9 protein-coding genes are annotated in these 13,857 nt (G+C 50.2%); 6 read left to right on the top strand and 3 right to left on the bottom strand.

What is annotated here, in order from left to right; genetic code table 11:
• Positions 1-75 precede the first annotated feature (75 nt).
• A complete protein-coding gene (priA, locus tag JWG39_RS04385; RefSeq protein WP_205218152.1) occupies positions 76-2,634 on the top strand; it encodes a replication restart helicase PriA in 2,559 nt (852 codons plus the stop codon).
• 357 nt (positions 2,635-2,991) lie between these two features.
• Here priA and JWG39_RS04380 read toward each other — a convergent pair whose 3' ends face one another.
• A complete protein-coding gene (locus tag JWG39_RS04380; protein ID WP_205218151.1) occupies positions 2,992-4,053 on the bottom strand; it encodes a KamA family radical SAM protein in 1,062 nt (353 codons plus the stop codon).
• A 141-nt stretch (positions 4,054-4,194) separates the two neighbouring features.
• Here JWG39_RS04380 and maeA point away from each other — a divergent pair, with 141 nt between their 5' ends.
• Positions 4,195-5,928 carry an oxaloacetate-decarboxylating malate dehydrogenase gene (gene maeA, locus JWG39_RS04375; RefSeq protein ID WP_205218150.1) on the top strand — a complete coding sequence of 578 codons (1,734 nt, stop codon included), beginning with the start codon at positions 4,195-4,197 and terminating at the stop codon, positions 5,926-5,928.
• Positions 5,929-6,254: 326 nt separating this feature from the next.
• Here the strand turns inward: maeA and JWG39_RS04370 are convergent, their stop codons facing one another.
• Positions 6,255-6,455: a cold-shock protein gene (locus JWG39_RS04370; protein WP_205218149.1), complete on the bottom strand. Its 201-nt coding sequence runs from the start codon at positions 6,453-6,455 to the stop codon at positions 6,255-6,257.
• Between the two features lie 628 nt (positions 6,456-7,083).
• On the opposite strand from JWG39_RS04370, the gene JWG39_RS04365 reads away from it, so the two are divergent.
• From JWG39_RS04365 to JWG39_RS04350, 4 genes are read left to right on the top strand one after another with little or no spacing between them, the layout of a single operon-like run.
• Positions 7,084-7,941 carry an alpha/beta fold hydrolase gene (locus tag JWG39_RS04365; protein ID WP_205218148.1) on the top strand — a complete coding sequence of 286 codons (858 nt, stop codon included), beginning with the start codon at positions 7,084-7,086 and terminating at the stop codon, positions 7,939-7,941.
• Positions 7,938-9,590 (top strand): fatty acid CoA ligase family protein, encoded by a 1,653-nt coding sequence (locus JWG39_RS04360; protein WP_205218147.1) that lies wholly within the window; start codon positions 7,938-7,940, stop codon positions 9,588-9,590. Before JWG39_RS04365 ends, JWG39_RS04360 begins: the two co-directional genes overlap by 4 nt.
• Positions 9,557-10,594: an NAD-dependent epimerase/dehydratase family protein gene (locus JWG39_RS04355; RefSeq protein WP_205218146.1), complete on the top strand. Its 1,038-nt coding sequence runs from the start codon at positions 9,557-9,559 to the stop codon at positions 10,592-10,594. Before JWG39_RS04360 ends, JWG39_RS04355 begins: the two co-directional genes overlap by 34 nt.
• Positions 10,570-11,979, top strand: coding sequence for a beta-barrel assembly-enhancing protease (locus tag JWG39_RS04350; RefSeq protein ID WP_205218145.1), 1,410 nt, complete (start codon positions 10,570-10,572; stop codon positions 11,977-11,979). Before JWG39_RS04355 ends, JWG39_RS04350 begins: the two co-directional genes overlap by 25 nt.
• 838 nt (positions 11,980-12,817) lie before the next feature.
• Here the strand turns inward: JWG39_RS04350 and dusB are convergent.
• The gene (gene dusB / locus JWG39_RS04345) at positions 12,818-13,825 is read right to left on the bottom strand and encodes a tRNA dihydrouridine synthase DusB (protein ID WP_240191980.1); all 1,008 of its coding nucleotides are present in this window, start codon (positions 13,823-13,825) and stop codon (positions 12,818-12,820) included.
• Positions 13,826-13,857: the final 32 nt, after the last annotated feature.

Genomic DNA, 13,857 nt, shown 5'->3' with positions numbered 1-13,857 from the left:
TCAAGTCGGGATGTCCTGCCCCGTCACTTTCTACTCTAAATAACGCTGTATTGCCATTTTCTATTTCTTTTCTTTATGTCACAACTCCTCGAAATTGCCGTCACTGCACCGCTTTTCCAGACTCTCACCTATGTGCTGTCTGATGAACTCACGGCTGCAGATGCTGCTCCGCTTATCGGGCGCAGGGTCTTTGTGCCGCTCGGACGGCAGCGGGTGACCGGTTATATTCTTGGGCCGGGCGAGGCCGTCAAAGAAACCGGCGGAAAAAAGATCCGCCTGCGGAATGTCCTGCAGCTGCTTGATTACGAACCTTTTTTTCATGAGGGGATGGTACCGCTTTTCCGCTGGGTTGCCAGATACTATCTCTACCCTATCGGCCAGGTGATCAAGGCGGCACTGCCGGGCGGTACTACGGTGAAGGGAGGCCGCAGGCTGGTGCGTCTCTGTGATCCCTCCGAACTGCCACTGGAGGAGGGTGGCTGGTTAAAGGTATTTGTTGAAAAAAAAGAGCTGTCAACGGCTGAAAGCAGCGCGCTTTTACGGAAGAAGGGCACAGCAAAGATACTTGCCCGGCTTTGTGAAGAGGGACTGTTGCAGAGTGTGGAAACCATTATTCGCGAGCGCACTGGTCGCAGGATGGAGGAGTGTTTCTCCCTGTCACCGGAACTGCAGAAACTTTCTGCATGTTTTCTCAAGGAACAGAAAGAGAGTGTGATAGCGGAGATACTTAAAGCGTTTCGCAGGAAGATAGAAATTGAGCTGAATCAGGATTTCAGCGTGGCGCAGACACGTACTCTTTATACACTTGCCACCCTCTGTGCAGAGAACGAGCTCGCCGAGCTTCCAGGAAGGGAGTTGCGCCGAGTCTATTCCGGAGCCTCAAAACCTCTCGCGCAGCTGCTTGAACAGGGGAGCATCCTGCAGCATACCCGCCGTATCTTCCGTGATCCCTTCGGCGGCATGGTGGCGGATTTCAGTCTGCGTTATACCCGTCCCGAACTTCTCAGCCCACAGCAGCAGGAGGTGCTGGAAAAAATCAAACCGGCCATAAAGGCGCATCGCTATGAGACCTTCCTGCTCCACGGGATCACCGGTTCCGGGAAGACTGAAGTCTATATGCGGGCGGCGGAGACGACACTGGCGGAGGGCCGGGATGTTATCGTTCTCGTTCCTGAAATTTCCCTTGTCACCCAGCTTGAAGGACAGTTTGTTGCCCGGTTCGGCGATCAGGTGGTGCTGCAGCACTCCGGCCTGAGTGGGCCGCAGAAACTTGATCAATACAGTCTTGCGCTGAGCGGTGAGGCAAAAATCGTTATAGGTGCACGTTCGGCGATCTTTGCGCCGGTGAAGGATCCTGGACTGATCATCGTTGATGAGGAACACGACGGCAGCTACAAACAGGATGACAGCTTTTGCTACAACGGTCGGGACCTCGCCGTCGTGCGCGGTCTGCAGCAGAAAAGCACGGTCATACTCGGTTCAGCCACCCCTTCCGTGACCAGTTTCGCTCACGGACGCGGGGGCAAGTTTACTCTGCTCTCCATGGATGAACGCATTGGTGAAAGTCATCTCCCGAAGGTCGTGCTGGTGGATCTCAATGCCCGCCATCAGCTCCAGCGCAGTCGTATCCTTTCGGAAACACTACTGAAGAAAATGGAGCAGAACCTTGCGGACGGTCACCAGACCATACTGCTGATGAATCGCCGGGGCTTTTCCTCGGCACTTCTCTGCAGTCAATGCGGGACGCCGGTGCAGTGTCCTCACTGTAACGTCAGCATGACCCTGCATAAGCACAATAGTCGTCTCATCTGTCACTATTGTGGTAACAGCACTGCCTGGCAGCCGGGAAAAATAGTCTGCAGCCAGTGCCGTTCCACGGAACTGCTCCCTGCCGGATTTGGGACAGAACGGGTAGAGGAAGAGACGCTGAAATTTTTTCCCGATGCGGTGGTGCGCCGTATTGATTCCGATATCGCCGGAGACCGCCGGCAGTTTCACAAACTGCTCAACGATATGCATGAGCGCCGCATTGATATTCTCATCGGTACACAGATGATCGCCAAAGGACACCATTTTCCTGCAGTAACCCTGGTGGGTGCGGTGTGGGCTGACGGCGGCATGAGCATGCCGGATTACAAGGCGGCGGAAAAGAGTTTTCAGCTCATCACTCAGGTGACCGGGCGGGCAGGGCGTGGGGTATTGCCCGGCGAGGTGGTCATCCAGACCCTGCGGCCGGAACACTACGCGATCCAGTACGCCACCCGGCAGCAGTATGTTGATTTTTTCGACTACGAATATAAATTGCGGCGGAATCCCGCATTTCCCCCCTTTGTCCGCCTTGTACTCTTCCGTTTGAAAGGACGGGTCGAAGATAAGGTGAGGCTGGACAGCGTTGCCCTGGCACGTTTCTGTCGTCAGTGGGCAAAGGAAGAAGCGATGGAGATTGAAATTCTCGGTCCCGCACCCTCGCCGATTGACAAGGTGCGGGACAACTATCGCTATCAGATTCTTGTACGCGGGCAGACCCCGGCGCTGATTCATCGGCTGAGTCGGCAGGTATTGATTGTGGAAAAGGAAATTCTACAGGGCGGAACGGAAATTTCGGTGGATATCGATCCGGAAAACATGATGTAAAGGAGAAAAAGGAGGCAGGAGACGGGAGACAGGAGACAGGGAAAAGCAAAAGACGGAACAGCGAAAAACTTTTTGCCAACGAATAAAAGCTCTAAAAATTCGAATAAAGGCAAAAAAATTTAAAAAGAGATTTTAAAATTAAACAGATAATTGCTACCAGTTTATCCCATGCGTTACAATTCATTCCACCGTTATCGTTACGTTTATCGTCACCGTGTAGACAAGGCATGCCTTGTCTCTACATCATCGCCGAAATCACTGTTGTACCGATATTTCACCAATGATGTGAATGCCACCGTTATCACCATCGCGATCAATTTTACATCCTGCTTTCTTCCTTTTTTCCGTCCTTCATCTTCAGCTGCTGGCGGACCCGTCCGGACAGGGAACAATTTCACCAAAATTGTTCCTCAGAAAGAGGATGGATCCCTCACGTTTCACGATGGCATCGGGGGTAAGGGCAATCTTACCACTGCCATCTGGCAGATCGAAAGTGAAAGCTGGAAGAGCCATGCCGGAGAGACTCTGGGAGAGGTCGTGCATGATGGAAAGACCGGTATCGATACTGGTGCGGAAATGGTCGGTACCGCGAGTGATGTCGCCCTGAAAAAGGTAGTACGGCCGCACCCGCATTTCAAGAAGGGAGTGCATCAGCGAGGTTATCGTTTCTGTGGAGTCATTGATGCCCCGCAGCAGAACAGTCTGACAGCCCAGTGGAATTCCTGCATCGGCGAGTCGGGCACAGGCTTCGGCTGCCTCGGGAGTAATTTCGGCAGGGTGATTGAAGTGAGTATTTATATAAAGTGGAGGATATTTTTTCAACACATCTACGAGGTGTCCGGTAATTCGCAGTGGCAGGGTTGAAAGGGTGCGACTGCCGATACGGATCATTTTGACATGGTCAATGCGGGAGAGACGTGCCAGAATATCATCCAGCCGATCGTCGCTGAGGAGCAGCGGGTCTCCACCGGAAATGAGCACATCGCGAATTTCCCTGTGAGCCTCAATATACCGAAAAGCGGCATCCAGTTCGTTTCGGCTTACGCTCATTTCAGGGTGACCAACCTTCCGTTTCCTCGTGCAAAACCGGCAGTACATTGCACACTGCGAAGAGACGAGAAAAAGTACACGATTGGGGAATTTATGTACGAGGCAGGGGACGGGGCTGAGTCGCTCTTCCTGCAGCGGGTCTTCCAGGCAGGGAGATTCTGCACGTTCCTGGACATCTGGAACTGCCTGTTTCCACAAGGGGTCATCAATTGCTTTGATTTTTGCAAGATACCAGCTGTTAATCCTCATTGGAAAGTTTGCAATTACCTCAGCCAATGCGGTATTATCCATCTCTGATGGTCGTAGATGCTCCGGGAGATTCTGCGGTCTGGTAATGCTTTCCTGTATTGCTTTCTGCCATGTTTCCATATCCGCATTATGGAAGTACAGAGGAGCATTGTCAATGTGTTTCAGGTTGTATGAAGACAAATGTATACTTTACCATCATTCACTGCCCGGGGTTTCGGCACTTCAAAAAATCTCAATTTCAGCCATGTTTAAGGAGCTACGATGATAAGCAGCCTGTTTCGCTTGAAGTATGATGAGTATGGTAATACCAGAGAAATAGTTGTGTATGCTGACGGTCGGTCTGCCCGGGCAACAAATTACATCAACAAGGGAACGGCTTTTACCTCTGCTGAGAGAAAGATGCTTCAGCTTGAAGGTTCTCTGCCTCCCGGTCATCGAACTCTTGAACAGCAGCTTACCGGCAGCAGGATGAAGGTGGCGCAGAAACAGAGTGACCTTGAGAAATATATTTTTATCCGTGCATTGTTTGGTCGTAACGTCACCCTTGCCCATGCACTTATCGCCAGTGACATTCCCTCCTGGATTAAAATAATATATACGCCCACGGTGGGAATCGCCGTGCAGAACTACTCCTCCATGTTCCGCCAGGCCCATGGTCTCCATCTTCACCCGGGAAATATTAATCAAGCGGAAGACCTCCTGCGTCGTTTCGACCACCGTGATATCCGCCTTGCCGTGGTGACAGATAACCAGGGGGTTCTTGGCCTTGGTGATCAGGGGGCGGGAGGAATTGCAGTCTGTCTTGGCAAATTGATGATTTATACACAGGGCGCGGGAATAGCCCCGTGGCACTGTCTTCCGGTTACTCTTGATGTCGGAACAGACAACGAAGAGCTGCTTGCCGATGAACAGTATCTTGGCTGGTGCCAGCCGAGACTCGAAGGAGAAGAATATCTCTCTTTTATTGGTCGTTTTGTCAGGGCATTTCGCAGTGTTCTCCCCAGCGCAGTCTGTCAGTGGGAGGACTTTTCCACCCCTAATGCAATCTCTATTCAAAACGCATTCTGCGATGAAATTCTCAGTTTTAATGATGATCTGAGGGGCTCCGGGGCAATTGCTCTTGCGAATATTCTCTCGGCCATGAAAGTAAAAAAAGAAAAGCTGATCAATCAGAAGTTTCTCATTCATGGTGGTGGACCCAGTGCAATCGGTATAGCTGATCAACTCCGCCGCTCCCTTATACAGGCCGGGCTGCAGGATAAAGAGGCATGCGAACAAATCTTTATCATTGGGAAAAAGGAGATGCTGGTAAAAAATCAGAGCGTGCCATACTACAAAGTTCCATACGCCAAATCTCTGAAAAAATATCCGTGGATGGGAGATGTCAGTTTCAACGATGCTGCAAAGGTGGTTGAACAGGCTGGAATTACAACACTCATTGCGACTTCGGGGCAAAACTACTTTTTCTCTGAGAAAATTGCTGCAGCACTGAAACAGAACACACCGAGACCAATAGTATTGCTTCTCTTTCAACACATTTCCGTTCCGGATATCTTTTGTCAGAATGTCTGTAAATGGGTGGAGGAGGGTTTCCTTCTCTCCATAGGGCACTCCTGCAATGAGGTTGATGATCTCGAATGCAGTGGCGCGAGTCAGTGCAACAGTGCAATGATTTGTCCGGGAGTTGCACTGGGGGTTCTCGCTTCAGGTGCCAGAGAGATTCTGCCGGAATTTTTCGATGTTGCTGCAGAGGCACTTTCCACTATGATGGGACCGGCTGAGATTGGTGAGGGAAGGCTCACCCCGGATATATCCAAAATTCAGGAAGCATCTCTGCACGTTGCCTGTGCTGTAGCTCTGTGTGCTGTGAAGATGGGGGTTTCCCGGCCCTGCGCCTTCTCTGATTTTACCCATAACAATGATGAATCCCGGCTTGTACGACTGATCGAACGAATGCGCTGGCAACCGAGGTATCTGCCATTGACGGTTATGTAACACCTTTTACATTTTGTATTGACGCATTCAAAGGCAGGGGCGGGAAAAGGGAGAAAGGAGACGGGAGACGGGAGACAGGGAAAAGCAAAAGACGGAACAGCGAAAAACTTTAAAGCTGTGTTCTCTGGTTAAGCCGTTTCATCCCACAATGAACGTCATCAGGTTTTGTTGCCCTGCTTTTTCCTGCCTCCTTTCTCCCTTATGTCTTCGAGAGTCCTGAATTTCAAAAACACCGTATGGGTGGATGTCAGAAAAATGAGAAAAAAAAACCCCTGCAGAGTAAATACTCTACAGGAGCTTTTTATGAAATCGCGGGATAACCAGGCTCAGATTTTTTGGACCTTGTCAGCAGCGGGGCCTTTCGGGCCATCAACGATTTCAAAAGTTACTCGACAACCTTCTTCGAGAGATTTGAAGCCGTCGCCCTGGATAGCAGAGTAATGTACGAATACGTCTTGTCCACCATCTTGCTCGATAAAGCCAAAACCTTTAGCGTCATTAAACCACTTAACTGTTCCTTCTGCCATGATACAACTCCTGTTGGTAATCGGGTTCACATTGTGAACCAATAAAAAAATTTCCTGCCTTGCTGATGTGAATCCTGTTGAATTAAGATCTCACTTCCGGCCGGACTTAAAAAACTGTCACAATTTTACCCTTCTACCTTAGCAGAGTCCAGTACCCTCCTTCAGAATTATCTCAAAGAGATGCACTTCGTAAAATGTAACACTGAAGGTATGTTTATCATACTCGGGGTGCGAACGCAAGAGAAAATACTCGTTCTTTCTCTTGCGTTTGCAGGGGGATTTCATCTGTTCCAACTCCGCAGAGGAGCGCATAATTTGTCATTTTGTTCCTGCAGGTCTTATTCCTGCTGGATATTCATCTGGAATAAGTGTAAAAATTCTACAATCATTACAGAATGAATTTACTCAATTTTAAACATTTTTTTTTTTGCCCTGAATTTATTTTTATTAACTGCCGGGTACTTTGAAACAGTTTTTATTTCGTTCATATTCGAGATACAGGCGGAAATTTACCGCCTGTACGTTTGATATCTCGACGTCTCGTTCCTCGCTTTATTGGAGGAAAAATTTTTGACTGTAACAAAGAAGATGGCGATTATTCGATATTCTTTTTTCCCAGGGAGTTGCTGTGTTACCTGAATACCCTTTTGCATCTCATTATCATCAACTGCCAGCCGGACGTCTGCACTATCTCGATGAAGGTGAAGGTCCCGCAGTAGTGCTTGTTCATGGAAATCCCACTTGGTCCTATTACTATAGAAACGTTGTGGCGGAATTGCGTTTAACCCATAGGGTGATCGCTGTGGATCACCTTGGCTGTGGTCTGTCGAGTAAACCACAAAAGTATGACTACACCCTCGCCAGCCACATTTCCAACCTCGAGTCTCTGCTGGATTCTCTCGGCCTGGAGCGATTCTCGCTTGTCGTGCATGACTGGGGCGGGGCAATCGGCATGGGACTGGCGGCAGGACGACCGCAACAGGTTGACAAAGTAGTTATTCTCAATACTGCTGCCTTTCGGTTCCACTGGATGCCGAGACGTATTGCTGTCTGTCGCATTCCTTTCTTTGGTGAAATTCTGGTACGTGGAATGAACGGCTTTGCCTGGCCTGCCACCTTTATGGCGGTGACCAGACCACTGAGCCCCGAGGTGAAACGTGCGTACCTCAAGCCGTACAATAACTGGCACAACCGGATTGCTGTCCATCGCTTTGTTCAAGATATCCCAATGAAAGAAGGAGATGTCAGTATGGCGAAGCTGATGGAGATAGAAAAGGCTCTTCCTCAGTTTTCTGGTGCGGGACGCATGCTTATTCTCTGGGGTGGACGGGATTTCTGTTTTAATATGGCCTTTTACCAGCGCTGGTGTACGCTTTTCCCTGAGGCTGAACATCACTGTTATGAAGACGCGGGGCACTATGTGCTGGAAGATGCACGAGAAGAGGTTATTCCGCGTATTGCTGAATTTTTCAGGAGAGAGGTATGATCCATAATATTGCCGACGCTTTTGTTCGGGCTGCCAGTGAGAACAGCGGACGTACGGCCATTGTTGATGCTGGAAGTGGAGAATCCATTTCTTTTGGCGAGCTTGACCGGCGGGCTGACGCCTTTGCTGTCTCTTTCCGTGAGGCGGGTCTGATTCACGGGCAGGTGGTAAGTTTGATGGTTACTCCCGGCATCGATTTTATCTGTATTACGATTGCGCTGTTTAAAATTGGTACCCCCATCGTTTTAATTGACCCGGGGATGGGATATAAAAATCTGCTGCGCTGTATTGAAAGAGTCGCACCGCAATATCTTATCGGTGTCCCCCTGGCCTGTTACTTTGCCCGTATGGCCCGCAGAACTTTTGCCTCCGTGGAGAAGTTTTTTTGCCTGGGCCCCTCCCTTTTCGGTTTTCCAGGGATTGATATCCGCCGTGGAATGCGTGAAACTGCTGCTGAAAATTTTCCGGTCTATCAACCCGGTGCCGATGATCTCGCAGCCATTATCTTCACCACCGGTTCCACCGGTCCGCCAAAAGGAGTCCGCTATGAGCACTCCATCTTTGCCGCCCAGCTGCGCATGATCCGTGACTATTATAAGATTGGTCCTCAGGACATAGACCAGCCGGCGTTTCCTCTCTTTGCACTGTTTTCCACGGCCCTTGGTGCCTGTGCCGTCATTCCCGACATGGATCCAACCAGACCGGCACAGGTTGATCCGGTTAAATTTACTGAGAGCATCCAAAAATATGGAGTGACGTACTCCTTTGGTTCCCCGGCTATCTGGAATGTGGTTTCACGCTGGTGTCTTGATCACGGAGTACGGCTTGATTCTCTGCGCAAGGTGTTAATGGCCGGCGCACCGGTTGCCCCGGAATTGATTCGGCGAATGAAAGAAATATTGCCGGAGGGAGCAGAGGTTATTACTCCCTATGGTGCAACGGAAAGCCTGCCCATTGTCTCTATTGAAGGAGATGAAATTCTTGAGAGTTCGGCAGAGAAAAGCTGTAAAGGATATGGTATCTGCGTAGGCAGACCTTTGCCGGGGATATCCATCCGTATTGTTGCCATCTCTGATCAGCCTGTTGCTGAGATCTCTGACACTGTGCCCTGTACTGTGGGGGAGATCGGTGAGATTATCGTTCAGGGTGAGGTTGTGACCCGCGGGTATATGAACAACGCAGAGGAGACCCGCCTCGCAAAGATTTCTGGAGAAAAGGGGTCTTTCTGGCATCGCATGGGTGACACGGGATACCTTGACGAAGCAGGTCTTCTCTGGTTCTGCGGGCGGCGGGCCCATCGCGTCGTGCGTCATGAAAAAGAGGGACAGCCCGACACTACATGGTTCAGCATTCCCTGTGAAGCAATTGTCAATCAGCATTCGGCTGTTTACCGCTCTGCGCTGGTGGGCGTTGTCTCCCCTGAAGAGCGCGTTGAACCGGTGTTGATAGTGGAGTACCATAAGGATGTGCATGCGGGAGAAAAGGAACTTTGTGAGGTTGAAGCTCTCGCATCGGCCAGTCCATTAACAAAGGAAATTCACCATTTTCTTGTCTATCCCGATTTTCCGGTGGATATCCGTCATAATGCTAAAATTTTTCGAGAGAAACTTGCTCTATGGGCGCAGCAGAAAATATATCCGCACAGGTAGACCGGGTTCTGGTCACCGGCGGTGGTGGTTTCGTGGGACGGGCTGTTGTTGACCGTCTCCTTAAAGCGGGAACCGCCGTAACGGTGCTTGGACGGCACAGATATGAGGATCTCGCCAAACGGGGCGTACGCCTTGTGACTGGTGATATTGCCGACTCAGACGCGGTTCACTCTGCGGTGGAAGGGGTTGGTCTGGTTTTTCACACCGCTGCGAAGGCTGGAGTGTTCGGAACGCGTGAGGTATATTTCCATCCCAATGTTCTTGGGGCGGAATGTGTGCTCAATGCCTGCCTGGAGCATGAACTGCCCCTTGTGTATACCTCTACGCCATCGGTGGTTTTCAATGGAGAAGATATTCTCGGCGCAGGGGAAGAACTTCCCCATGCGGAGCATTTCCTCTGCAACTATGCTAAAACAAAAAGTTATGCAGAAAAACGTATCCTTGCGGAGGCTGACCGTATCCCGGTCTGCGCTGTTCGCCCTCATCTTATCTGGGGGCCGGGAGATCCCCATCTCCTGCCACGACTGATTGCCGCCGGGAAGGGCAGGGGACTGCGTATTGTTGGCGACGGCAGTAATCTTGTGGATATCAGCTATATCGACAATGTCGCCGAAATGCATCTCTGTGCCGGAGCGAAACTCCTTGACGGAAAGGGTTCTGTGGCGAATGGCCATGCTTATTTCATCGGTCAAAAAGAGCCTGTCAATCTCTGGGGATGGCTCAATGATCTCTTTATTGCTCTTGATATACCGCCGGTAGAGAGGCATATCTCCTTTGCCTCCGCCAGCCGCATTGGTGCAGTGCTTGAGGCTGGTTGTACTCTCTTGAATCGTTTCGGGCTGCAGCGGGAGCCGGGGATGACCCGTTTTGTCGCCGAACAGCTCGCCCGCTCCCACTGGTTTTCCCACGCGGCCGCTGAACGTGACCTCGGTTACCGTGAGCTGGTCAGCACAGAAGAAGGCTTACGGAGGACTCTTCCATGGCTCAGGGATCATTGTCTTTAAAGAAAACGGTCGCAACACTCTGTACCGTTGCGCTGCTCAGTGGCTCTGCATTGCCCGCCGCCTCTTTTTCCATTAAAGAAGAGAGAGAAGTGGGAGAGAAGCTTGTGTATCAGGTTCGCCAGGCCTTTCCGCTGCTCGAAGAACCCGATATCAGCCAGTATATCACTTCGCTCGGAGATGATGTCCTCTCCGTCGCCGGAATACAATATTTCAAATATCATTTTTATGTCATTAAAAGCAGTGAATTCAACGCCTTTTCCGCGCCTTCGGGCATGATATTCTTCTATTCCGGACTTATTACGAAGATGGAGAGTGAAAATGAACTGGTTGCTGTTCTTGCTCATGAAATCGGACACAGCGTTAAACGTCACATTGCCAGCGGACAGAAGGAAGGGGCGTACAGCACGGGAGCGGCACTGGCCCTCGCCATCCTTGGCATTGCCGTTGGCGGGGATGCCGCGCCTGCTTTGATAACCGGAGCGCTGGCCACCGGGCAGACCGTTAATCTGCACTACAGTCGAGTCCATGAACAGGAGGCGGATGCCCTTGCCTACCACTGGCTTTGCAAGATGAAGCGCAATCCGCAGGCGGAGGTGCAGATGCTCGCCATTATGCGTCGCATTGCCCGCTATCGCAGCGAGAAACTGCCGCAGTATCTGCTCACACATCCCAATCCCGAAGAACGGATGAATACTGTGGCGTCGTTTATCGACAGCGACGGTATCCCTGAAGATACCCGTGTTATCGACAACTTTGCCTTCCTTCGTTTTAAATACCGTCTTCTTGTGCTGACTGAAGACCCGGATACTCTGCGGAATTATTTCGGCAATCGTCTCGCCCGTCGGGATGCCACAGAGCAGACACGGGCCATGGCGACGTACGGTCTTGCACGACTGGCCTGTGAAGAAATGAATTTTGACAATGCGCTGAAGTTGATTGATGAGGTAATTACAGTCTATCCGAGGAAGCGGATACTCAAAGTGGACAAGGGCGTTATTCTTACAGAGGCCGGGAAACTGAACGAGGCACTTCCTTTGCTGGAGAAGGTCCATCGTGATGATGCAGCCAGTCTTTATGCGAGCTGGGCGCTTGGCAGGCTGTATCAGCAAATGGGACGTGTTCAGGATGCACTGCACTGTTATAAAGAGGTACAGCGAGTCAATCCGGGATATCCGAAACTGCTCTTTGAGATGGGGCAGATTGAAGCGAGGCAGGGGAATAACGGCATTGCCAACTATTACCTTGCCTCCAGCCAGCTTTATGCTGGTAATATGAAAATGGCAAAGGCGAGCTTGAATCGTGCCCTCGGGGATACGTCAATGCCGAAGGCGTTTAAGAAAAGATGCTTTGATCTGCAGGAGAAAATCAAAGATCTGGAAAAGTAAAAGACGGTACAGCTTTTTCACCGCGAAGAACGCTAAGGAACGCGAAGGAAGGCAAAAACAAACCAACTGATTACCATGAAATCAATCACATTTTGTATTGACCAGAGAACGCAACTGCGTAGACATCTTTTTTGGCGATGACGAATGAGTAATAATTCGTGTTTATCCGTGTCCAGTCGTGATTCCTTTTGCATTTTGTAACCACGAATGGACACGAATTTTCACGAACAGGGACAACGCATTAAACGAAAACGTTTGCATCCGAAGTTAAGCCGTACAGTGCACCAGTATTATTATGAATAAAATTGGCTACCACGGAAAACACGGAAGGACACGGAAAACATCAATTACCTCAAAGCAAATAACAGACCGAATTCAACTACAAGGGCATTCTCTTATAGTTTTTTCAGTAATAATACCATTTACATTTGTATTGACCAGAGAGCGCGACTGCGTGGACATCTTTTTTTGTGATTACGAATGAATAAACAGGATGTAAAAAGAGCATAACTTAATAGAAATGGTCTAATCATGCGAAAAAGGGCATTTTTTATAAAAGCGTAACTTCTTAAAGTTTTTTGCCTTTATTCGCATGATTAGAGCTTTTATTCGTTGGCAAAAAGTTTTTCGCTGTTCCGTCTTTTGCTTTTCCCTGTCTCCCGTCTCCTTTCTCCTGTCCCCATCCCCCTGCCTTTGAATTCGCCAATAGAAAGTGAAAATGGCATTTAGTACGGTCACAACTTAATAGGAATGGTATAAGATGTAAATGCTATGAAATATTGATATCCCTGCGGTAAATTTCCTCCTGCACCTCGAATATGAAAGAATGCAGGCTGTTTCAAGGTTCCCTGATCTTCTCTGCATCGTGGGAATCGGTAGTCCTTTGAAGAACAACATGGATATCCGCCGTGCTCTGCGCAGAAAAGATGTCGCGTCGCCATGCCGCACAGCCGTGCAGTCCCTTGAAATAACGGCTCATCTGATTCTTCACATATCCAAGTACTTTTTCCGCCGGAAGATACTTCTCCATGAGCTGCAGGTGGCGCAGAGCTACAGCTTTCACCTCGCCCACACTTTGCGGTTCCGGAACATCGCTGAAGATCCACGGACGACCGAGGGCTGCACGGCCAATCATGACACCGTCACAGCCAGTTTCGCGCATCATCTGGCGACCGTCTTCAAGGCAGTGAATATCACCGTTGCCGAGTACGGGAATGCTCAGGGCATCTTTCACTGCTTTTATATAACCGGGGTCGATATCTCCAGAGAATCCCTGTGCCATGGTGCGCCCATGGACAATTACTGCGGCGGCCCCGTTCTCTTCGGCCATGCGGGCAAAAGAAAGAACGTTTCTATTTTCACGGTCGGGACCGAGTCTCATCTTGACGGTAACCGGTACGGACGAGTTCTTCACCACTGCCTGCACAATCCTGCCAGCCAGCTCCGGGGTGCGCATCAGTGCTGCCCCTGCCCCTTTTTTCGTCACCTTTTTTACTGGACAGCCCATATTGATGTCGAGCATCTGCGGGCCAAACTCACAGGCGATCTTCGCCGCCTCTCCCATACAGTCAACTTCCGCTCCGAACAACTGAATGACGAAGGGATTCTCTTCCTGCACGGTGCGCAGCATGCGCAGAGTATTGGGTTGCCGGTAGTGCAGACCGTGACTGCTGATCATCTCTGTAACACAGTACCCCGCACCAAAAGAGCGACAGAGCAGCCGAAAGGGCAAGTCTGTATAACCCGCGAGAGGCGCAAGAATGAAAGGAGATGTAAAGGAAATATTGCCGATGGTAAGCATGGTTGTAAATGCGGTAAAAAAAGGGGGATGCGTCGCTTGACGCATCCCCCGGAAACAGTGCTGTATCGCGCTGTGAA

The sequence above is a fragment of the Desulforhopalus vacuolatus genome, from assembly GCF_016918505.1.
In the GTDB taxonomy this organism is placed as follows: Bacteria; Desulfobacterota; Desulfobulbia; order Desulfobulbales; family Desulfocapsaceae; genus Desulforhopalus; species Desulforhopalus vacuolatus.
Note: the sequence above shows the minus strand (reverse complement) of the source record. Positions and strands in the feature narration are given on the sequence as shown.